Source organism: Streptomyces sp. NPDC029151 (assembly GCF_055564315.1).
In genome coordinates this window covers 851,923-873,123 of the sequence record NZ_JBVHWQ010000001.1, presented here as the reverse complement: position 1 = coordinate 873,123, position 21,201 = coordinate 851,923, and the positions used below count along the sequence as shown (strand labels likewise).

General features: G+C 72.9%; 19 protein-coding genes and 1 pseudogene. 14 read left to right on the top strand and 6 right to left on the bottom strand.

Annotated features, from left to right (window positions below):
- Window positions 1–118: 118 nt before the first annotated feature.
- Both ACZ4VF_RS03325 and ACZ4VF_RS03320 read right to left on the bottom strand, forming a co-directional pair.
- Window positions 119–2,527: a Tex family protein gene (locus tag ACZ4VF_RS03325; RefSeq protein WP_467922841.1), complete on the bottom strand. Its 2,409-nt coding sequence runs from the start codon at window positions 2,525–2,527 to the stop codon at window positions 119–121.
- A 106-nt stretch (window positions 2,528–2,633) separates the two neighbouring features.
- A pseudogene (locus tag ACZ4VF_RS03320) lies at window positions 2,634–2,762 on the bottom strand (LPFR motif small protein); the annotation flags it as partial.
- Between the two features lie 126 nt (window positions 2,763–2,888).
- Here ACZ4VF_RS03320 and ACZ4VF_RS03315 point away from each other — a divergent pair.
- Both ACZ4VF_RS03315 and ACZ4VF_RS03310 read left to right on the top strand, forming a co-directional pair.
- Window positions 2,889–3,848, top strand: coding sequence for a GlxA family transcriptional regulator (locus ACZ4VF_RS03315; RefSeq protein ID WP_467922840.1), 960 nt, complete (start codon window positions 2,889–2,891; stop codon window positions 3,846–3,848).
- Between the two features lie 102 nt (window positions 3,849–3,950).
- Window positions 3,951–4,580, top strand: coding sequence for a DJ-1/PfpI family protein (locus ACZ4VF_RS03310; RefSeq protein WP_467922839.1), 630 nt, complete (start codon window positions 3,951–3,953; stop codon window positions 4,578–4,580).
- On the opposite strand, the gene ACZ4VF_RS03305 is transcribed toward ACZ4VF_RS03310, so the two are convergent.
- Entirely contained in the window at window positions 4,567–5,322 is a 756-nt protein-coding gene (locus tag ACZ4VF_RS03305) for an enoyl-CoA hydratase/isomerase family protein (protein ID WP_467922837.1), read from the bottom strand. The genes ACZ4VF_RS03310 and ACZ4VF_RS03305 overlap by 14 nt on opposite strands.
- Before the next feature lie 236 nt (window positions 5,323–5,558).
- Between ACZ4VF_RS03305 and ACZ4VF_RS03300 the strand changes: the two genes are divergently transcribed.
- On the top strand, window positions 5,559–6,056 hold the full coding sequence (locus ACZ4VF_RS03300; RefSeq protein WP_467923760.1) for an ATP-binding protein: 498 nt from the start codon (window positions 5,559–5,561) through the stop codon (window positions 6,054–6,056).
- A gap of 17 nt (window positions 6,057–6,073) precedes the next feature.
- Here the strand turns inward: ACZ4VF_RS03300 and idi are convergent, their stop codons facing one another.
- The 3 genes from idi to galE all read right to left on the bottom strand — a co-directional run bounded on the left by idi (window position 6,074) and on the right by galE (window position 9,972).
- Window positions 6,074–6,667 carry an isopentenyl-diphosphate Delta-isomerase gene (idi, locus tag ACZ4VF_RS03295; RefSeq protein ID WP_467922836.1) on the bottom strand — a complete coding sequence of 198 codons (594 nt, stop codon included), beginning with the start codon at window positions 6,665–6,667 and terminating at the stop codon, window positions 6,074–6,076.
- A gap of 175 nt (window positions 6,668–6,842) precedes the next feature.
- On the bottom strand, window positions 6,843–7,784 hold the full coding sequence (locus ACZ4VF_RS03290; RefSeq protein WP_467922835.1) for a cation diffusion facilitator family transporter: 942 nt from the start codon (window positions 7,782–7,784) through the stop codon (window positions 6,843–6,845).
- A 1,216-nt stretch (window positions 7,785–9,000) separates the two neighbouring features.
- Window positions 9,001–9,972 carry a UDP-glucose 4-epimerase GalE gene (gene galE / locus ACZ4VF_RS03285; protein ID WP_467922834.1) on the bottom strand — a complete coding sequence of 324 codons (972 nt, stop codon included), beginning with the start codon at window positions 9,970–9,972 and terminating at the stop codon, window positions 9,001–9,003.
- Window positions 9,973–10,238: 266 nt separating this feature from the next.
- On the opposite strand from galE, the gene ACZ4VF_RS03280 reads away from it, so the two are divergent.
- The 11 genes from ACZ4VF_RS03280 to hpnE all read left to right on the top strand — a co-directional run bounded on the left by ACZ4VF_RS03280 (window position 10,239) and on the right by hpnE (window position 21,176).
- On the top strand, window positions 10,239–12,059 hold the full coding sequence (locus tag ACZ4VF_RS03280; RefSeq protein ID WP_467922833.1) for a DUF5941 domain-containing protein: 1,821 nt from the start codon (window positions 10,239–10,241) through the stop codon (window positions 12,057–12,059).
- Window positions 12,056–12,808, top strand: coding sequence for a phosphocholine cytidylyltransferase family protein (locus ACZ4VF_RS03275; protein WP_467922832.1), 753 nt, complete (start codon window positions 12,056–12,058; stop codon window positions 12,806–12,808). The genes ACZ4VF_RS03280 and ACZ4VF_RS03275 overlap by 4 nt, the downstream gene beginning before the upstream one ends.
- Window positions 12,796–13,857, top strand: coding sequence for an iron-containing alcohol dehydrogenase family protein (locus ACZ4VF_RS03270; RefSeq protein WP_467922830.1), 1,062 nt, complete (start codon window positions 12,796–12,798; stop codon window positions 13,855–13,857). Before ACZ4VF_RS03275 ends, ACZ4VF_RS03270 begins: the two co-directional genes overlap by 13 nt.
- A complete protein-coding gene (locus ACZ4VF_RS03265; protein WP_467922829.1) occupies window positions 13,835–14,614 on the top strand; it encodes a CDP-alcohol phosphatidyltransferase family protein in 780 nt (259 codons plus the stop codon). Before ACZ4VF_RS03270 ends, ACZ4VF_RS03265 begins: the two co-directional genes overlap by 23 nt.
- Window positions 14,615–14,622: 8 nt before the next feature.
- Window positions 14,623–15,495 carry a glycosyltransferase family 2 protein gene (locus ACZ4VF_RS03260; RefSeq protein ID WP_467923759.1) on the top strand — a complete coding sequence of 291 codons (873 nt, stop codon included), beginning with the start codon at window positions 14,623–14,625 and terminating at the stop codon, window positions 15,493–15,495.
- A gap of 76 nt (window positions 15,496–15,571) precedes the next feature.
- A complete protein-coding gene (locus ACZ4VF_RS03255) occupies window positions 15,572–16,501 on the top strand; it encodes an ABC transporter permease (RefSeq protein WP_467922828.1) in 930 nt (309 codons plus the stop codon).
- Window positions 16,494–17,282: an ABC transporter ATP-binding protein gene (locus ACZ4VF_RS03250; RefSeq protein ID WP_467922827.1), complete on the top strand. Its 789-nt coding sequence runs from the start codon at window positions 16,494–16,496 to the stop codon at window positions 17,280–17,282. The genes ACZ4VF_RS03255 and ACZ4VF_RS03250 overlap by 8 nt, the downstream gene beginning before the upstream one ends.
- A 360-nt stretch (window positions 17,283–17,642) precedes the next feature.
- Window positions 17,643–18,539: a squalene synthase HpnC gene (gene hpnC, locus ACZ4VF_RS03245; RefSeq protein WP_467922826.1), complete on the top strand. Its 897-nt coding sequence runs from the start codon at window positions 17,643–17,645 to the stop codon at window positions 18,537–18,539.
- Window positions 18,536–19,498 carry a presqualene diphosphate synthase HpnD gene (gene hpnD, locus ACZ4VF_RS03240; RefSeq protein WP_467922825.1) on the top strand — a complete coding sequence of 321 codons (963 nt, stop codon included), beginning with the start codon at window positions 18,536–18,538 and terminating at the stop codon, window positions 19,496–19,498. The genes hpnC and hpnD overlap by 4 nt, the downstream gene beginning before the upstream one ends.
- Window positions 19,498–19,755, top strand: a complete 258-nt coding sequence (locus ACZ4VF_RS03235; RefSeq protein WP_467922823.1) for a DUF6380 family protein — start codon at window positions 19,498–19,500, stop codon at window positions 19,753–19,755. Before hpnD ends, ACZ4VF_RS03235 begins: the two co-directional genes overlap by 1 nt.
- Window positions 19,752–21,176, top strand: coding sequence for a hydroxysqualene dehydroxylase HpnE (gene hpnE / locus ACZ4VF_RS03230; RefSeq protein ID WP_467922822.1), 1,425 nt, complete (start codon window positions 19,752–19,754; stop codon window positions 21,174–21,176). The genes ACZ4VF_RS03235 and hpnE overlap by 4 nt, the downstream gene beginning before the upstream one ends.
- The last annotated feature ends 25 nt before the right edge of the window (window positions 21,177–21,201 follow it).

Genomic DNA, 21,201 nt, shown 5'->3' with positions numbered 1-21,201 from the left:
GGGCTGCTGTAGGAGGGGAAAAAGGCGGGGAGGAACACTGGTGTTTCTCCTGTTTTTTTGGTGGGGGGGGGGGGGTCGGCGAGGGACCCCCCCCCCCCCCCCCCCCCGCCGCCCTTCCTCAGCGCTTCTTCGGGTCCAGCAGGCCCGCACGCCGCAGCGCGTCCGCCATCGCGCTGTTGGCCGGTGCCGGTGCGGGGGCCTGCCGGCCGCCGCGGTCGCCGCCGCCCCGTCCCTGCCGCTGGCCGCCGCCCTGCCGCCGGCCGTCGCCCTGGCGCTGCTGGGGCGGACGCGCACCGCCGCCGCGCTGCTGCCGGCCGCCGCCCTGGCCCTGCGGCGCGGCCTCGTCGTCCAGCCGCAGCGTCAGCGCGATCCGCTTGCGCGGGATGTCGACGTCCAGGACCTTCACCTTGACGATGTCACCCGGCTTCACCACATCGCGCGGGTCCTTGACGAACGACTTCGACATCGCCGAGACGTGCACCAGACCGTCCTGGTGGACACCGACGTCCACGAACGCGCCGAAGGCCGCCACGTTGGTGACCACGCCCTCCAGCACCATCCCCGGGGACAGGTCGGAGATCTTCTCCACGCCCTCCTTGAAAGTGGCCGTCCGGAAGGCGGGTCGCGGGTCGCGGCCCGGCTTCTCCAGCTCCTTGAGGATGTCGGTGACGGTCGGCAGACCGAAGGTGTCGTCCACGAAGTCGGCCGGCCGCAGCGAGCGCAGCACGCCCGTGTTGCCGACGAGGGACGCCACCTCCTGGCCCGTGGTCTTCACCATGCGGCGGACCACCGGGTAGGCCTCGGGGTGCACGCTGGAGGCGTCCAGCGGGTCGTCGCCGCCGCGGATGCGCAGGAAGCCCGCGCACTGCTCGAACGCCTTCGGGCCGAGCCGTGCCACCTTCTTCAGCTCGGAGCGGGACGTGAACGGACCGTTCTGGTCCCGGTGGGCGACGATGTTCTCCGCGAGCCCGGACGAGATGCCCGACACCCGCGCGAGGAGCGGCACGGACGCCGTGTTGACGTCCACGCCGACGCCGTTCACACAGTCCTCGACGACGGCGTCCAGCGAACGGGACAGTTTCACCTCGGACAGGTCGTGCTGGTACTGGCCGACGCCGATGGACTTCGGGTCGATCTTCACCAGCTCCGCCAGCGGGTCCTGGAGCCGGCGGGCGATGGAGACGGCGCCGCGCAGCGACACGTCCATGTCCGGCAGTTCCTGCGAGGCGTACTGCGAGGCCGAGTACACCGACGCGCCCGCCTCCGACACCATCACCTTGGTGAGCTTCAACTCGGGGTGCTTGGCGATGAGTTCACCGGCGAGCTTGTCGGTCTCCCGGGACGCCGTGCCGTTGCCGATCGCGATCAGCTCGACCGCGTGCCGCTCCGCGAGCCGCGCCAGCTTGGCGAGCGCCTCGTCCCACTTGTTCGCCGGGACGTGCGGGTAGACCACGTCCGTCGCCACCACCTTGCCGGTGGCGTCGACCACGGCGACCTTCACGCCCGTACGGAACCCGGGGTCCAGGCCCAGCGTCGCGCGCGTGCCGGCCGGGGCGGCCAGCAGCAGGTCGCGCAGGTTGGCCGCGAAGACGTCGACCGCCTCGTCCTCGGCGGCCGTACGCAGCCGCAGCCGCAGGTCGATGCCGAGGTGCACCAGGATCCGGGTGCGCCAGGCCCAGCGGACCGTGTCGGTCAGCCACTTGTCGCCGGGCCGGCCCCGGTCGGCGATCCCGAACCTCGCGGCGACGATCCCCTCGTACGACGACGGGCCGTCGGTCGCCTCCTCCGGCTCCAGGACGAGGTCGAGCACCTCCTCCTTCTCGCCGCGCAGCATCGCCAGGATCCGGTGCGAGGGCAGCTCGGTGAACGGCTCGGCGAAGTCGAAGTAGTCGGCGAACTTGGCGCCCGCCTCCTCCTTGCCCTCCCGCACCTTCGCCACCAGCCGCCCGCGCGCCCACATGCGCTCGCGCAGCTCGCCGATCAGGTCGGCGTCCTCGGAGAACCGCTCGGTGAGGATCGCGCGTGCGCCCTCCAGCGCGGCCTGCGGGTCGGCGACGCCCTTGTCCGCGTCCACGAACGCGGCGGCCGCGGCCAGTGGTTCGACCGTCGGATCGCCCAGCAGCCCCTCCGCGAGCGGCTCCAGGCCGGCCTCGCGTGCGATCTGCGCCTTGGTGCGCCGCTTGGGCTTGTAGGGGAGGTAGACGTCCTCCAGGCGCGCCTTCGTCTCGGCGCCGCGGATCCGGGCCTCCAGCTCCTCGGTGAGCTTGCCCTGTTCGCGCACCGACTCCAGGATCGCGGTGCGCCGCTCCTCCAGTTCCCGCAGATAGCGCAGCCGTTCCTCGATGGTGCGCAGCTGCGCGTCGTCGAGCATCTCGGTCGCTTCCTTGCGGTAGCGAGCGATGAAGGGCACCGTGGAGCCGCCGTCGAGCAGCTCCACCGCGGCCTTCACCTGCCGCTCGCGTACGCCGAGCTCCTCGGCGATCCTGCCTTCGATGGACCCTGCTCCGAGGGACCCGGGTGTGGTCACGATCCGGTACCGCCTTCTCCACTCAAGGTTGCGCGGCAATTGTGGCAGGTGGCGCCGGCAACCGGGGATCAGGGCGGCATCCGGCGAGGCGGCGGGCCGGTTGTCGGGCCCGGCCGCCGCGGGCGCAGGACGCCGCTCCGCCGAACAGGCGGGCGAGCGCCCGGAAGGGCAGGGTGACCACGGTGGCGAGGGCGCCGCCGATCTGCCGCAGTACGTCGGCGAGGGCACGGAACACGGGAGGTTCTCCTTCCGCCGTCGGCTTCCGGTACGGGTACCTCGGGACGGTGCGGGACATCCCATGGCCGAAAAGGTGGGGAATCCGTCGTTGCTGCCCTCCGCCGGGGCGCCCAGAATCGAGGCCATGACGCAGCGGACCGTTCTTGTCACCGTCTTCGACGACCTCCAGAGCCTCGACGTCACCGGCCCCCTGGAAGTCTTCGCCGGTGCCGAGAAGCTCGTTCCCGGGTCCTACCGGATCCGTACGGCCTCGGTGGACGGCGGGCCGGTGCGCACCTCCGGCGGGCTCACCCTCGTACCGGACGGATCCCTCGCGGACGCGGAGGATCCGCACACCCTGCTGGTCCCCGGCGGGGAGGGCGCCCTCGACCCGGACCCGTGGCTGGTGGAGTGGCTGCGCGGGCGGGCCCCGCGGGTCCGGCGCCTGGTCTCGGTCTGCACCGGGGCGATCCCGCTGGCCCGGGCCGGACTCCTGGACGGCCGCCGGGTCACGACGCACTGGGCGCACTGCGACACGCTCGCCCGGGACTACCCCGCCGTCCGGGTCGACCCCGACCCGATCTTCGTGCGGGACGGGCACGTGGCCACCTCGGCCGGGGTCACCGCGGGGATCGACCTCGCCCTCGCGCTGGTGGAGGAGGACCTCGGCCGGCGGGCGGCGCTGACCGTCGCCCGCCATCTCGTGGTGTTCCTGCGCAGGCCGGGCAACCAGGCCCAGTTCAGCGCCCAGCTGGCCGCCCAGACGGCCTGTCGTGAACCCCTCCGGGACGTCCAGCAGTGGATCACCGAACACCCGGACGGCGACCTCGGCGTCGAGGCGCTGGCCGCCCGCGCCGCCCTCTCCCCGCGCCACTTCGCCCGCGCCTTCCAGGCCGAGACCGGTATGACACCCGGCCGGTACGTCGACCGGGTCCGCCTCGAACACGCCCGCCGCCTGCTGGAGGACACGGCCGACGGCATCGAGGAGATCGCTCGGGCCAGCGGCTACGGCACGCCCGAGGCCATGCGCCGCGCGTTCGTCAGGTCGCTCGGCACCCCTCCCCTGGAGTACCGCAGGCGCTTCCACCCGTCGCCCGCGCACTGACACCGGCACCGACACCCGCACCCGGGCGGGCATCCGCGCCGGCACCGCACGCACACCGGCATCACCACACCGTCATCCGCCCACAGGAAAGGGGCTGCTCCCATGCAGATCGCCATGGTCGTCTACGACCGTTTCACCGCCCTGGACGTCGTCGGACCCTACGAGGTCCTCAGCCGGCTGCCCGACGCCGAGGTCGTGTTCGTCGCCGAGAGGCCCGGCCCCGTGCGCACCGACACGGGTTTCCTCGCCGTCACCGCGGACCGCGCGCTGCACGAGGTGACACGCCCCGACATCGTCGTGGTCGCCGGCGGCCCGGGCACCCTGCCCCAGATGGAGAACCCGGCCCTCCTGGACTGGCTGCGCGCGGTCGACGCGACGAGCACCTGGACGACCTCCGTCTGTTCGGGATCGCTGCTGCTCGCCGCGGCTGGCCTGCTGAAGGGCCGGCGCGCCACCAGCCACTGGGGCGCCCTGGACGTGCTGAAGCGGTTCGGCGCCGAGCCGACGGGCGAGCGGGTCGTCACCGACGGCAAGTACGTCACCGCGGCCGGCGTCTCCGCCGGCATCGACATGGGCCTCACACTGGTCGGCGCCCTCGCCGGGGACGAACACGCCCAGACGGTCCAGCTGCTGGTCGAGTACGACCCGCAGCCGCCCTACGACGCCGGATCCCCGCAGAAGGCACCCGCGCACGTCGTGGAGGCGTTCCACACCCGCTTCAGCCTGACGTAGACACGCTCCAGGTGAAGCGCGGCTGCCTGCGCTCCAGGAACGCGGCGACCCCCTCCGCGGTGTCGCCGCTGCCGCGTGCCTGCGCGGTCCAGTAGGCGTCCCGGTCCGTGCGGCCGTCGGCGAACTCCTTGGCGGCGGCCTGGGTGAGCTGCGAGCGGGACACCAGGATCCGGGTCAGCTCCGCGACCCGCTTGTCCAGCTCCCCCCGGGGCAGCACCTCGTCCACGAGTCCGGCGCCCAGCGCCCGCCCGGCGTCGATCAACTCGGCGGTGAACAGCAGGTACTTGGCCGTGGCCGGACCGACCAGGGACACCAGCCGGCGGGTCGAGGACGCCGTGTAGACGACACCGAGCCGTGCCGGGGTCACCCCGAACAGCGCGCCCTCCTCCGCGAGCCGCAGGTCGCAGGCCGCCGCCAGCTGCGCCCCGCCGCCCACGCAGTGGCCGCGCACCGCGGCGACCGTCGGCTTCGGGAACGCGGCCAGGGCCTCCTCGGCGGCCACCGCGAGGGACTGCGCCTCCTCCGGCGAGCCCTGGAGGGTGGAGATGTCGGCGCCCGCGCAGAAGGTGCCGCCCTCACCGGTCAGCACCAGCGCCCGTACCCCGGCGTCCCGGGCCAGCGCGTCCAGCAGCGGGGGCAGGGCCCGCCACATCGCGGTCGTCATGGCGTTGCGCTTGGCGGGATGACGGATCACCACCGTGGCGACGGAGTCGGTGACCTGGTGCGACAGCTGGGGCTCCATGCGGCGGATCGTAGCGGAGGGTGATTCCGCGGCGGCAGGCCGAACCCGTACAACCCGACTAGTTCGGGAACCGGCGCCCGGGGGACAGGAGCGGTCCCGCCTGCGACCAGGTCATACGCAGTCGGTCAGAAACCGTTCGATACCCGCCGACTTCTGTTCAGACATCCGGGCCGGAGCGCATCTTTACCAACACTCGACGTGTGGTGACAATCGAGCGCGAGGGTGGCGACCGGACGATGGACGACCACGGGCGTGGGGACGGCCCGCGCCCAGCGGGGGGCGGCGGCGAACAACCGCCGGAGCCCCTGCCGTACGAAGGTGTCTGGCGGTTCACCGCGGCCGCGGTGGACGCCTCGGTCCCGCAGGCCCGGCACGCGGTGCGGGACCTGCTGCTGCGCCAGGGGGTGCCGGTCTCCGACGACCTGGTGCACGGCCTGCTGCTGATCGTCTCCGAGCTGGTCACCAACGCGGTCCGGCACGCGGCGCTGCTGTCGCCGGTGCTCGCCGTGGAGGTGGCCGTCGGAGCCGAGTGGGTGCGGGTGTCCGTGGAGGACAACCACCCCTACCGCCCGACCGCCCTGGAGGCCGACCACGGCCAGACCGGCGGCCGGGGCCTGCTCCTGGTCCGCGAGGTGGCCCGGGAGGCGGGCGGGGTGGTCGACGTGGAGCACACCGCGAGCGGCGGCAAGGTGATCTGGGCCGCCCTGCCGCTCAAGCCCGCGGCGCTGCCGTAACGGGACGGGAGAAGGGGTCACCAGCCCGCGGACGGGCCCGTCAGCTCCCTGATCGCCGGGCGGGCCGCGTCCAGGACGGTCATGAACCAGGCCGAGAACGGGTCCCGGGCGTGCCGCTCGGCCAGCTCGGCCGCCGTCACGAAGGCGTACTCGGCGACCTCCTCCGCGTCCGGCGCGAGCCGCGCCTGCACCAGGCCGACGAACAGGTGGTTGAACTCCTGCTCCACCAGGCCCGAGGCGGGGTCCGGGTGGTTGTAGCGGACCGTGCCGGCCTCCGCGAGCAGCGACGGCGACACGCCCAGCTCCTCGAAGGTGCGCCGGGCCGCCGCGGCGAACGGCGCCTCGCCCGGGTACGGGTGGCCGCAGCAGGTGTTCGACCACACACCGGGGGAGTGGTACTTTCCGAGTGCCCTCTGCTGGAGCAGCAGCCGGCCGCGTTCGTCGAAGAGGAACACCGAGAACGCCCGGTGCAGCTGCCCGGGCGGCTGGTGGGCGGCGAGCTTCTCCGCCGTACCGGTCGTCACACCCTTCTCGTCGACCAGTTCCAGCAAAATCGCCTCTTCGGTGCCCTCCGACGAGCTGTGCGTCGCGGTGGCAGGTGTGATCGGCATACCCATCCTTCGCCTCGGTCTTCGCACCCCAAGTCTGCCGTACGAATCCGGCACTCCCGGCACGCCCGCACGTCCGCGCGCGGCGTGGCACCGGGAGCCGGACCCGGTAGATCATCGTGCCCGGCGCCGGCCTACGGGAACCGTCCGGGGATGCGCCGAACGGCAGTGCGTGCCCTCAGTGGCACAGCCGGGCCTCGTGCTCCGCGTGGCCGCCCGGCTCCAGCTGGAAGGTGCAGTGCTCCACGTCGAAGTGGTCGCCGAGACAGCCCTGCAGCTCGTGCAGCATCTTCTCGTTGCCTATGGCGTTCAGCACCTCGGAGCTGACCACCACGTGCGCCGACAGCACCGGCATGCCCGAGGTGATCGTCCAGGCGTGCAGGTCGTGCACGTCCTCCACGCCGTCCAGCGCCAGGATGTGCGCCCGGACCTCGGCCATGTCGACACCCTTCGGTGCCGCCTCCAGCAGGACGTCCAGCGTCTCGCGCAGCAGTTTCAGCGTCCGCGGCACGATCATCAGTCCGATGACCAGCGAGGCGACCGGGTCCGCCGGCTGCCAGCCGGTGGTCAGGATCACCGCGGCCGAGATCAGCACCGCCACCGAGCCCAGCGCGTCCGCGGCCACCTCCAGGAACGCGCCGCGCACGTTGAGGCTCTCCTTCTGGCCGCGCATCAGCAGCACCAGCGAAATGGAGTTCGCGACCAGGCCGATCAGACCGAACACGACCATCAGGCCGCCTCGGGTCCCGGCGGGCTCCACGAACCGCTGGACCGCCTCGTACAGGACGTAGCCGCCGACCCCGAGCAGCAGCAGACAGTTGGCCAGGGCCGCCAGGATCTCGGCGCGGGCGTAACCGAAGGTGCGGTTGGTGCTCGCCGGGCGGGCCGCGAAGCGGATCGCGAGCAGCGCCATGCCGAGGCCCACCGCGTCGGTCGCCATGTGCGCGGCGTCCGCGATCAGCGCGAGCGAGTCCGCGACCAGGCCGCCGATGATCTCGACCACCATGATCGTGAGCGTGATGCCCAGCGCGATCCGGAGCCTGCCCCGGTACGCGGCCGTGGCCGTACCCGGGGCCGGCGCGTGGGAGTGCGCGTGCCCGTGGTCGTGCCCTGCCCCCATGCCAACCGCCTTCCGTGTGCCTGCCCGGAGGCCAGTCAACTACGGGCAGGGGGTATGAGGCAACGCGGCATTGAACACCGTTGTCATGTGCCCTGACCTGCGGAAACGTTCCGCAGGTCAGGGGGCTGGGTGGCGCCTGCCGCTGGGGCCGGGGGCTTCCGCCAGCGGGGCCCGGCCACAGTCCGCACCCCTTGGTCGGCCGCTGCCGCCTGCCGCCGGCCCGCCCGCTCGGGGAGTCGCCGTGTGCAGCCGCCGGCCCCAGGCGCTTCGTGGGCGTGAGTCGCTGCGTGCAGCCGTTCCTGCCTTTCGGCGGTTGCCGTGACGCGGTCGTCGGGCGGTCCGCGCTCCGTGTCAGCCGCCGTGGGCGGCCGCCGGTCGGCCCGCGTCCTTCGCCGGCCGCTTCCGTCGGCCGCCGGTCCGCCCGTTTGGGGAGTCGCCGTGGGTAGCTGTCGGCCCTGGGCGCTTGGTCGGCGTGAGTTGTCGTGTGCAGCTGCCCCCGGCCCTTCGTCGGTCGTCGTGACGCGGTCGTCGGCCCGTCCGCGCCCTGCGTCAGCCGCCGTGTGCAGCCGCCGGCCCCAGGCGCTTCGTCGGCGTGAGTCGCTGCGTGCAGCCGTTCCGGCCCTTCGTGCGTCAGCCGCCGTGGGCAGCCGTCGGTCGGCCCGCGTCGTTCGTGAGCCGCTGCCCCCGGCCGCCGGTCCGCCCGTTTGGGGAGTCGCCGTGGGTAGCTGTCGGCCCTGGGTGCTTCGTCGGCGTGAGTCGCTGCGTGCAGCCGTTCCGGCCTTTCGGCGGCTGCCGTGACGCGGTCGTCGGCCCGTCCGTGCTCCGCGTCAGCCGCCGTGGGCGGCCGTCGGTCCGCGTCCTTCGTGAGCCGCTGCCCCCGGCCGCCGGTCCGCCCGCTTGGAGAGCCGCCGTGTGCAGCCGTCGGCCCCCACCCCTCGTCAGCGTGAGTCGGTCGCCGTGACGCGGCCGCCGGCCCGCCCGCGCCCCGTGCCAGCCGCCATGGCGCGGCCGCCGGTCGCCCCGGCCCCGCGTCGGTCGCCGTGGCACAGCCCACGGCCCGCCCACGCCCCGTGTCAGCCGCCGCTCCCGGCTCCGCGTCAGCCGCCGTGACGCGGCCGCCGGTCGCCCCGGCCCCGCGTCGGTCGCCGTGGCACAGCCCACGGCCCGCCCACGCCCCGTGTCAGCCGTCGGCCCCATGTCAGCCGTCGGCCCCGTGTCAGCCGCCGTGGTGCAGTCGCCAGCCCTCCCACGCCGACTCGACCATCTCCCGCACTCCGCGCCGGGCCCGCCAGCCCAGTACCTCCGCGGCCCGATCCGCCGAGGCCACCGCGCGCGGCGCGTCGCCGGGGCGGCGGTCCTCCACCACGGGCGGCCGGCGGTCCCCGGTGACCTCCCCGATGACGGAGAGCAGCTCACGCACCGAGACGCCCTCTCCCCGGCCGATGTTCAGCGTCAGATCGCCGGTGATCTCCCCGGCGGCCAGCCGCCGCGCCGCCGCCAGGTGGGCGTCGGCGAGGTCGGCGACGTGGATGTAGTCCCGGACACAGGTGCCGTCCGGCGTCGGGTAGTCGTCACCGAACACCCGCGGCGCCTCGTCCCGGGTGAGCCGGTCGAAGACCATCGGCACGATGTTGAACACGCCCGTGTCCGCCAGCTCCGGCGCCGCCGCGCCCGCCACGTTGAAGTAGCGCAGACACACGGTGGAGATCCCGTGTGCCCGGCCCGCCGCCCGCACCAGCCACTCCCCGGCCAGCTTGGTCTCGCCGTACGGGTTCACCGGGGCGCACGGGGTGTCCTCGGTGATCAGGTCCACGTCCGGGTTGCCGTACACCGCGGCCGACGAGGAGAACAGCAGCCGGCCGATGCCCGCCTCGGCCACCGCGTCCAGGAGGGTGGCGAGGCCGCCCACGTTCTCCCGGTAGTAGCGGGTGGGCTGCGCCACCGACTCCGCGACCTGCTTGCGCGCCGCGAGATGGACGACGCCCGTCACGCCGTACTCGGCGAAGACCCGCTTCAGCAGGTCCCCGTCCAGGGTCGAGCCGGGCACGAGCGGCACCTCGGCCGGCAGCCGCGCGGGCACGGCGGCCGACAGGTCGTCCAGCGCCACGACGCTCTCCCCGGCGCCCGCCATGGCCCGTGCCACGTGCGCCCCGATGTATCCGGCTCCGCCGGTGATCAGCCACGTCATGGTCGTCCACCCTATGCCGAGTCGCTCCGGTGTCCTGGTTGCCCGGGTCTGCCCCATGAGTTTGTGGGCCGGGCCCCGGATCCCCGATGATGATCGTGGCAAAGGTCCGGACAGCCCTCGTGAGCCGGGCCGTGAACGGCCGGTGAACACCGGCTCCGGCCCATCCGATAGCCTCTGCCGACATGCCGCCCGGGTGCCGCAGGCAGGGGCGCCCCACCACGCAGACGACCGGCGCCCGTGCGCCGGCACCCAGGGAGTGAATTCGGTTGTCGACGGCCATCGTCACCGGTCAGCCGGTCCCCGGATCGTCACTGGAGCACGATCTGCGGTCCCTCGGCTTCGACGTGCGCGTGGCCGCCGACGCCGCCGAGACGGAGTCCCTGCTCGCCGCCGTACCGGCCGACCGGCGCGTGGCCCTGGTCGACGCCCGCTTCGTCGGCCACCTCCACGCGCTGCGCCTCGGCCTGACCGACCCGCGCTTCCCGCTCGCCGCCGTGCCCGGCGCCGTCACCGCCCAGCCCGCCGCCCGGCAGGCCCTCACCCGGGCCGTGGCCCGCGAGACCTCCGCCGACGGCGGTACCGCCGGGTCCGGCGGAGCTCCCGCGCTCGCCGTGGACAGCCTCGCCGACCGCGTCGCCACCGCCCTGGAGGCCGACGCCGGCGCGGTGCACCGGCCGGAGCTGGGCAGCCTGGTCGCCACGGTGCCGGACGACCCGCAGACCCGCAACGAGGCCCGGCAGGCCGTCGCCGCCGTGGACGACGAGGCCGTCCGCCTGAAGTCGGCCGTGAAGTCCCGTGACGGGTTCTTCACCACGTTCTTCATCAGCCCCTACTCGCGCTACATCGCCCGCTGGTGCGCCCGCCGCGGCCTGACCCCCAACCAGGTCACCACGGCCTCGCTGCTCACCGCGCTGATCGCGGCCGGCTGCGCGGCCACCGGCACCCGCGGCGGGTTCGTCGCGGCCGGTGTGCTGCTGATCGCCTCCTTCGTCCTGGACTGCACCGACGGCCAGCTCGCCCGCTACGCCCTGAAGTACTCCACCCTCGGTGCCTGGCTCGACGCCACCTTCGACCGGGCCAAGGAGTACGCCTACTACGCGGGCCTCGCCCTCGGCGCGGCCCGCGGCGGCGACGACGTGTGGGCCCTCGCCCTCGGCGCGATGATCCTGCAGACCTGCCGGCACGTGGTCGACTTCTCCTTCAACGAGGCCAACCACGACGCCACCGCCAACACCAGCCCCACCGCCGCCCTCTCCGACAAGCTCGACAGCGTCGGCTGGACGGTCTGGGTGCGCCGCATGATCGTGCTGCCGATCGGCGAGCGCTGGGCGATGATCGCGGTCCTCACCGCGGCCACCACCCCGCGGATCACCTTCTACGTCCTGCTCGCCGGCTGCGCCTTCGCCGCGACCTACACCACGGCCGGTCGCGTGCTGCGCTCGGTGACCCGCAGGGCCCGGCGCACCGACCGGGCCGCGCAGGCCCTGGCCGACCTCGCCGACTCCGGCCCGCTCGCCGCGGCGGTCGGGCGGGTGTTCCGGCGCGGTCTGCCCGGGCTCGCCGTGCCCGCCGCGGCCCTGCTCGGCGGCGCCGCTGTGGTGGCCTCCTCGGCCCTCACCGGCTTCGGCGGCGTGCTTCCGGTGGCCGGTGCCGCCGTGTACGTCCTCACCTCGGCGCTCGCCGTCGCCCGCCCCCTCAAGGGCGCCCTCGACTGGCTGGTCCCGCCCTTCTTCCGGGCCGCCGAGTACGGCACCGTCCTCGCCCTGGCAGGCAAAGCGGGCGTGAACGGGGCCCTGCCCGCGGCTTTCGGCCTGGTGGCGGCCGTCGCCTACCATCACTACGACACGGTGTACCGCATCCGCGGCGACGCCGGAGCGCCTCCGGCCTGGCTGGTGCGCGCCATCGGGGGGCACGAGGGGCGGACGCTGCTCGTCACCGTCCTGGCCGCGGTGCTCACCGCTTCGCAGTTCAAGGCCGCGCTCACGGTCCTCGCCGTGGCCGTCGCCCTGCTGGTGCTCGTCGAGAGCATCCGCTTCTGGGTGTCCGCTGGGGCGCCCGCCGTACACGACGAAGGAGAACCCGCATGATCGGCCTCGTGCTCGCGGCCGGCGCCGGACGGCGTCTGCGCCCCTACACCGACAGCCTGCCCAAGGCGCTGGTGCCGGTGGGGCCCGCGGGCATAGAGGGCGAACCGACGGTCCTGGACCTCACGCTCGGCAACTTCGCCGAGATCGGGCTGACCGAGGTCGCGGTCATCGTCGGCTACCGCAAGGAGGCCGTGTACGAGCGCAAGGCGGCCCTGGAGGCCAAGTACGGCCTGAAGCTCACCCTCATCGACAACGACAAGGCCGAGGAGTGGAACAACGCCTACTCCCTGTGGTGCGGCCGTGACGCCCTCAAGGACGGTGTGATCCTCGCCAACGGCGACACCGTGCACCCGGTCTCCGTCGAGAAGACCCTGCTCGCCGCCCGCGGCGACGGCAAGAAGATCATCCTCGCGCTGGACACGGTGAAGGACCTGGCCGACGAGGAGATGAAGGTCGTCGTCGACCCCGACCGGGGCATGACGAGGATCACCAAGCTGATGGACCCGGCCGAGGCCACCGGTGAGTACATCGGCGTCACCCTCATCGAGGGCGACGCCGCGCCGGAGCTGGCGGACGCGCTGAAGACGGTCTGGGAGACCGACCCGCAGCAGTTCTACGAGCACGGCTACCAGGAGCTGGTCAACCGCGGCTTCCGTATCGACGTCGCGCCGATCGGCGACGTCAAGTGGGTGGAGATCGACAACCACGACGATCTCGCTCGCGGACGGGAGATCGCGTGCCAGTACTGACCCGGCTGATCCCCTCGCCGGTCGTCGTGGACATCCGCCCGGGTGCCCTGGACGACCTGGCCTCGGTCCTCGCCGACGAGCGCGTCTCGCAGTCCGGCAAGCTCGCCATCGCCGTCAGCGGCGGCTCCGGCGCCCGGCTGCGCGAACGGATCGCGCCCACCCTGCCCGGCGCCACCTGGTACGAGGTCGGCGGCGGCACCATCGACGACGCGGTGCGGCTGGCCGGCGACATAAAGGCCGGCCACTACGACGCGGTCGTCGGGCTCGGCGGCGGGAAGATCATCGACTGCGCCAAGTTCGCGGCGGCCCGGGTCGGCCTGCCGCTGGTCGCCGTCGCCACCAACCTCGCCCACGACGGCCTGTGCTCACCGGTCGCGACCCTCGACAACGACGCGGGCCGCGGCTCGTACGGCGTGCCCAACCCCATCGCGGTCATCATCGACCTCGACGTGATCCGCGAGGCACCCGTCCGGTTCGTCCGCTCCGGCATCGGTGACGCCATCTCCAACATCTCCGCGGTCGCGGACTGGGAGCTGGCCAACCGGGTCAACGGCGAGAAGATCGACGGCCTGGCCGCCGCCATGGCCCGCCAGGCGGGCGAGGCGGTGCTCCGGCACCCCGGGGGAGTCGGCGACGACGGCTTCCTCCAGGTGCTGGCGGAGGCGCTGGTCCTCACCGGCATCGCCATGTCGGTGTCGGGCGACTCCCGCCCGTCCTCCGGCGCCTGCCACGAGATCAACCACGCCTTCGACCTGCTCTACCCCAAGCGCGCCGCGGCCCACGGCGAGCAGTGCGGCCTCGGCGCCGCCTTCGCGATGTACCTGCGCGGCGCCCACGAGGAGTCGGCGTACATGGCCGAGGTGCTGCGCCGGCACGGGCTTCCGGTCACCCCGGACGAGATCGGCTTCACGCTGGACGAGTTCGTCCGCGCCGTGGAGTTCGCCCCCGAGACCCGGCCCGGCCGCTACACGATCCTCGAACACCTCGACCTCAAGACGAACCAGATCAAGGACATCTACGCCGACTATGTCAAGGCCATCGGTAGCTGAACTCCGTCCGGTCGTCCACCCCGCGGGGGTGAAGGACCGGCGCAGCGGTGAGCACTGGGCGGGACGCCTCTACATGCGCGAGGTGTCCCTGCGCGTCGACCGCTACCTGGTGAACACCAGGGTCACGCCCAACCAGCTCACGTACCTGATGACCGTCTGCGGTGTGCTCGCGGCCCCGGCCCTGCTGGTGCCGGGGATCGCGGGCGCCGTGCTGGGCGTGGTCGCCACCCAGCTGTACCTGCTGCTGGACTGCGTCGACGGCGAGATCGCGCGCTGGAAGAAGCAGTACTCGCTCGGCGGGGTCTACCTGGACCGCGTCGGCGCCTACCTCACCGACGCGGCCGTCCTGGTCGGACTCGGTCTGCGCGCCGCCGACCTGTGGGGCACCGGCCGGATCGACTGGCTGTGGGCCTTCCTCGGCACCCTCGCCGCGCTCGGCGCCATCCTGATCAAGGCCGAGACCGACCTGGTCGGTGTCGCCCGGCACCAGACCGGCAGGCCCCCGGTGCAGGAGGCCGCCTCCGAGCCGCGCTCCTCCGGCATGGCGCTGGCCCGGCGGGCCGCGTCGGCGCTGAAGTTCCACCGGCTCATCCTCGGCATCGAGGCCTCGCTGCTCATCGTGGTCCTCGCGATCCTGGACCAGGCCCGCGGCGACCTGTTCTTCACCCGCCTCGGTACGGCCGTGCTCGCCGGCATCGCGATGCTCCAGACGCTGCTGCACCTGGTGTCCATCCTCGCCTCCAGCAGGCTGAAGTGAGCGCGCCCATGAAGGTCGGCGCCGTGGTCATCACCATGGGCAACCGTCCCGAGGAGCTGCGCGCCCTGCTCGACTCCGTCGCCAGGCAGGACGGCGACCCGGTCGAGGTGGTCGTCGTCGGCAACGGCTCGCCCGTCCCGGACGTGCCGGAGGGCGTGCGGACCCTGGAGCTGCCCGAGAACCTGGGCATCCCGGGCGGCCGCAACGTCGGCATAGAGGCCTTCGGTCCCGGCGGCCGCGATGTCGACATACTGCTCTTCCTCGACGACGACGGCCTGCTCGCCCGGCACGACACCGCCGAGCTGTGCCGCGAGGCCTTCGCCGCCGACCCGGAGCTGGGCATCATCAGCTTCCGCATCGCCGACCCCGACACCGGCGAGACCCAGCGCCGGCACGTCCCCCGGCTGCGCGCCTCCGACCCGATGCGCTCCTCCCGGGTGACCACCTTCCTCGGTGGCGCCAACGCCGTCCGCACCCGGGTCTTCGCCGAGGTGGGCGGGCTCCCGGACGAGTTCTTCTACGCCCACGAGGAGACCGACCTGGCCTGGCGGGCCCTCGACGCGGGCTGGATGATCGACTACCGGTCCGACATGGTGCTGTACCACCCGACGACCGCGCCCTCGCGGCACGCGGTCTACCACCGGATGGTCGCCCGCAACCGCGTCTGGCTCGCCCGCCGCAACCTCCCCGCCCTCCTGGTCCCGGTCTACCTCGGCGTCTGGCTGCTGCTCACCCTGCTCCGCCGCCCCTCGCGGCCGGCCCTGAAGGCCTGGTTCGGCGGCTTCCGGGAAGGCTGGACCACGCCCTGCGGTCCGCGCCGCCCGATGCGCTGGCGTACCGTGTGGCGACTCACCCGACTGGGCCGTCCCCCGGTCATCTGACAAGCTCGTCCCTGAGCGCCCGGGCGTACCGGACGACGAACAGAACACGCGAACCCGAAGACGAAAGTTTCCACCTGTGAGTGAGACCACGCACGACGGCACGGTCGCGGTGACCGCGGCCCCGTCGCCCGACGAGGGACTGACGGCGGCCGAGCTGGCCGCCAAGTACGGGCTCTCCGTGAGCGGCGCCCGGCCCTCGCTCGTGGAGTACGTCCGTCAGCTCTGGGGGCGCCGCCACTTCATCCTCGCCTTCTCCCAGGCGAAGCTGACCGCCCAGTACAGCCAGGCCAAGCTGGGCCAGCTCTGGCAGGTGGCCACGCCGCTGCTGAACGCGGCCGTGTACTTCTTCATCTTCGGTGTGATCCTGCACGCCAGCCGCGGCATGTCCCGGGACGTCTACATCCCGTTCCTGGTGACCGGCGTCTTCGTCTTCACCTTCACCCAGAGTTCGGTGATGTCCGGCGTCCGCGCGATCTCCGGCAACCTCGGCCTGGTGCGCGCCCTGCACTTCCCGCGCGCCTCCCTGCCGATCTCCTTCTCGCTCCAGCAGCTCCAGCAGCTGCTGTTCTCGATGCTCGTGCTGTTCATCGTGGCGATCGGCTTCGGCAGCTACCCGAGCCTGTCCTGGCTGCTGATCGTGCCGGTGCTGGCGCTGCAGTTCCTGTTCAACACCGGGCTCGCGCTGATCATGGCCCGCGCCGGCGCGAAGACCCCGGACCTGGCCCAGCTCATGCCGTTCGTGATGCGTACGTGGATGTACGCGTCCGGGGTGATGTTCTCCATCCCGGTCATGCTGGCGGACAAGCCGCAGTGGATCGCGACGGTCCTGCAGTGGAACCCGGCCGCCATCTACATGGACCTGATGCGTTTCGCCCTGATCGACGGCTACGGTTCCGGGGACCTGCCGGACCACGTCTGGGCCGCGGCCGGCGGCTGGGCCGTGCTCTTCGCCGTGGGCGGCTTCGTGTACTTCTGGAAGGCGGAGGAGCGGTACGGCCGTGGCTGAGCAGAACACCCAGGATCACCGTCCGACGGTCATCGCGGACGACCTGCACATCGTCTACCGGGTCAACGGCGCCAAGACCGGCAAGGGCAGCGCGACGGCGGCCCTGAGCCGGATCCTCAGGCGCGGCTCCGACGACGCGGCCCGCGGGGTGCGCAAGGTGCACGCCGTGCGCGGCGTGTCCTTCGTCGCCTACCGCGGCGAGGCCATCGGCCTCATCGGCTCCAACGGCTCCGGCAAGTCCACCCTGCTGCGCGCCATCGCCGGCCTGCTGCCCGCGGAGAAGGGCAAGGTCTACACCGACGGCCAGCCGTCCCTGCTGGGCGTGAACGCGGCCCTGATGAACGACCTGACGGGCGAGCGGAACGTGATCCTCGGCGGTCTCGCCATGGGCATGTCCCGGGAGCAGATCAAGGAGCGCTACCAGGACATCGTCGACTTCTCGGGCATCAACGAGAAGGGCGACTTCATCACCCTGCCGATGCGCACCTACTCGTCCGGCATGGCGGCGCGCCTGCGCTTCTCCATCGCCGCCGCCAAGGACCACGACGTCCTCATGATCGACGAGGCGCTGGCCACCGGTGACCGCAAGTTCCAGAAGCGCTCCGAGGACCGCATCCGGGAACTGCGCAAGGAGGCCGGAACGGTCTTTCTGGTCAGTCACAACAACAAGTCCATCCGCGACACCTGCAACCGGGTGCTGTGGCTGGAACGCGGCGAGCTGCGCATGGACGGACCTACCGACGAGGTCCTGAAGGAGTACGAGAAGTTCACGGGCAAGTGACCCTTTTCGGCCAGGGCCCCGTCGGAATGCGTCCGGCGGGGCCCTGCGTCTGCAAAGGAAACGTCAACTCGGGCCGCTCGTAGGAATCTTGGAGCCAATCGGTGTGTTGTTGTGATGTGCAGGACACCCCGACGGCCGGTGCCGCGTTGTACAACGTAAGCTGTACCGGTGCCGGAAACCGGCAAGTGGGGCGATAATGCGCGACACCCTGCGGCAGGGCGCCCCCGCGCGGCGCGGGGCGGCGTGTCCGAAATAGTGTGTATTGGGTCGGCAGTGTAGAACGGGAGATGTGACGGCAATGGCTACGGAAACTCCCCTGCTCGGTGGAGCATGTGCCGTCTCCGCCCCGGGCAGCGCCCGATGACGGCCGCCGCCGAGGTGCCCGACCTGGAACGCGCCACGCTGGACAAGGCCGCGAGCGAGAACTTCCCCGTGGCCCCCTTCTTCCTGCCCCGGGCGTGGCGCGACGACCTCATGGCCGTCTACGGCTTCGCCCGCCTCGTGGACGACATCGGTGACGGCGACCTCGCCCCCGGCGGCGGCGACGCCAGGCTGCTCGGCGTGTCGCCCGCGGCGGCCGAGGACCGGCTGGCCCTCCTCGACGCCTTCGAGGCCGATCTGCGCCGCGTCTTCGGCGGCACCCCGCGCCACCCGCTGCTGCGCCGCCTGCAGCCCACCGTCCGCCGCCGCGGCCTCACCCCCGAGCCGTTCCTCGGGCTGATCGCCGCGAACCGCCAGGACCAGCTCGTCACCCGGTACGAGACCTACGACGACCTGCTCGCCTACTGCGAGCTGTCCGCCAACCCCGTCGGCCGCCTCGTGCTCGCCGTCACCGGCACCGCCACCCCCGAGCGGATCCGGCTCTCCGACGCGATCTGCACGGCACTGCAGATCGTGGAGCACGTTCAGGACGTCGCCGAGGACCTCGGCCGCGACCGGATCTACCTCCCCGTCGAGGACATGAAACGCTTCCACGTCCAGGAAGCGGACCTCGCAGCGAAAAACGCGAGCGCATCGGTGCGCGCCCTGGTTGCATACGAAGCACAACGCGCCGGCGATCTGCTGAATGAAGGCGCCCCCCTGGTGGGTAGCGTCCACGGCAGGCTGAAGCTGCTGCTCGCGGGGTTCCTGGCGGGGGGAAGAGCGGCGATCCGGGCGATCGCCGCCGCCGAATACGACGTACTTCCCGGCCCGCCCCGACCCGGCAAGGTCCAGTTGCTGCGTGAGGCGGGCGTGATCCTGCGAGGAGAGGGGTGATCCGGACCGTGGAGTCTGCGCCGCACGTGTCCGCGCCGGTACTCGCCGCCTACAGCTACTGCGAGGCCGTCACCGGGCACCAGGCCCGTAACTTCGCGTACGGCATCCGGCTGCTGCCGACGGCCAAGCGCCGCGCCATGTCGGCGCTGTACGCGTTCTCCCGGCGCGTGGACGACATCGGCGACGGCGACCTGGCCGACGAGGTGAAGCTGACGCGGCTGGAGGACACCCGGGCACTGCTCGCCCGGGTCCGGGACGGCGAGGTGGAGGAGGACGACACCGACCCGGTGGCCGTCGCCCTCAGCCATGCCGCGGGCGCCTTCCCGATCCCGCTCGGCGGCCTGGACGAGCTGATCGACGGCGTCCAGATGGACGTGCGTGGCGAGACCTACGAGACCTGGGACGACCTCAAGGTCTACTGCCGGTGTGTCGCCGGTGCCATCGGCCGCCTCTCGCTCGGCGTGTTCGGCACCGAGCCGGGAGCCCGGGGCGCCGAGCGCGCCGCCGAGTACGCCGACACGCTGGGCCTGGCCCTGCAGCTCACCAACATCCTCCGCGACGTCCGCGAGGACGCGGCCGGCGGCCGTACCTATCTGCCCGCCGACGACCTCGCCAAGTTCGGCTGCTCGGCCGGATTCGACGGGCCGACCCCGCCGGAGGGCTCCGACTTCGCCGGCCTCGTCCACTTCGAAGTGCGGCGCGCCCGGGCCCTGTTCGCCGAGGGCTACCGGCTGCTGCCCATGCTCGACCGGCGCAGCGGCGCCTGCGTGGCCGCGATGGCGGGCATCTACCGGCGGCTGCTGGACCGCATCGAACGCGACCCGGAGGCCGTGCTGCGCGGCCGCGTCTCGCTGCCCGGCCACGAGAAGGCCTACGTCGCCGTCCGCGGCCTGTCCGGCCTCGACACCCGGCACGTGACCCGCCCCGTCTCCCGGCGCTCCGTCCGGAGGCGCGCCTGATGCAGCGCACCGAACCAGGGCCGGCCGCACCGGACGGCATGCGAGAGGCAACCCTCTCCCGCGGCGTGGCGTCCCTGACTGCGACGGCCGGGCGTGCACCGTTCAACCACCAGGCTCGCGCCCCGAAGGGACGCGGGGCCGTGTCCGACGTGCGGCTACCGCCGGGTGGGCACGCCCAGCCACGACGTGGCCGCGGACGGGAGGCGGCCCTCACCGGCCCCGCCCGCGGAGCGCTCGCACGGAAGGACGCACGATGAGCGACAGCTCACCCGTACCACCCCGGCCCGGCACCCCGCGCACCGCACGCCGGAGCGCCGTCGTGGTCGGCGGCGGCCTCGCCGGGATCACCGCGGCCCTCGCCCTGGCCGACGCCGGCGTCCAGGTCACCCTGCTCGAAGGCAGGCCCAGGCTGGGCGGCCTCGCCTTCTCCTTCCAGCGCGGCGAACTGACCGTCGACAACGGCCAGCACGTGTACCTGCGCTGCTGCACCGCCTACCGCTGGTTCCTCGACCGGATCGAGGGCGCGGCGCTGGCACCGCTGCAGGACCGCCTGGACGTACCCGTCGTCGACGTCGCCAAGCCCGAGGGACGGCGGCTCGGCAGGCTGCGGCGCGACCCGCTGCCCGTCCCCCTCCACCTGGGACGCAGCCTGGCCGCCTACCCGCACCTCTCGCTCGCCGAGCGCGCCTCCGTCGGGCGCGCCGCGCTCGCGCTGAAGGGACTCGACCTCGCCGACCCGGCCCTGGACACCCAGGACTTCGGCGGCTGGCTGGCCGCACACGGCCAGTCGGCGCGCGCCGTCGAGGCCCTGTGGGACCTGGTCGGGGTGGCCACCCTCAACGCGGTCGCGGGCGACGCCTCGCTGGGGCTCGCCGCGATGGTGTTCAAGACCGGTCTGCTGTCCGAACCGGGCGCGGCCGACATCGGCTGGGCCCACGTCCCGCTGGGCGAACTGCACGACCGGCTGGCCCGCAAGGCGCTCGACTCCGCGGGCGTCCGTACCGAGGTCCGTACACGCGTCACCTCCGTCTCTATCAACGAGAACGGGACGTGGAGCGTTCAGGTTCCCGGCGAGCGCCTCGAAACCGACGCCGTCGTCCTCGCCGTACCCCAGCGCGAGGCCCACGACCTGCTGCCGCCCGGCGCCCTCGACGCGCCCGCCCGGCTGCTGGAGATCGGCAACGCGCCCATCCTCAACGTCCACGTCGTCTACGACCGCAAGGTGCTCGCGCGGCCCTTCTTCGCCGCCCTCGGCACCCCGGTGCAGTGGGTGTTCGACCGCACCCACGCCTCCGGGCTGCGCACGGGGCAGTACCTGGCGCTGTCGCAGTCGGCCGCGCAGGACGAGATCGACACCCCGGTCGCCGACCTGCGCGCCCGCTACCTGCCCGAGCTCGAACGACTGATCCCCGGTACGCGCGCGGCCCAGGTGGTGGACTTCTTCGTGACCCGGGAGCGCACGGCGACGTTCGCCCCCACCCCCGGCGTCGGGCGGCTGCGGCCCGGCGCCCGCACCAAAGCCCCCGGCCTGTACCTGGCCGGAGCGTGGACCGCCACCGGGTGGCCCGCGACCATGGAGAGTGCGGTCCGCAGCGGAGTGAGCGCGGCCGACGCCGCCCTCGGCGCCCTGGGCCGGCCCCGCCCCCGCCACCTCTTCGAGTTCGAGGAGGCGGCCTGATGCCCCATCGGCAGGCGGCGAGCCC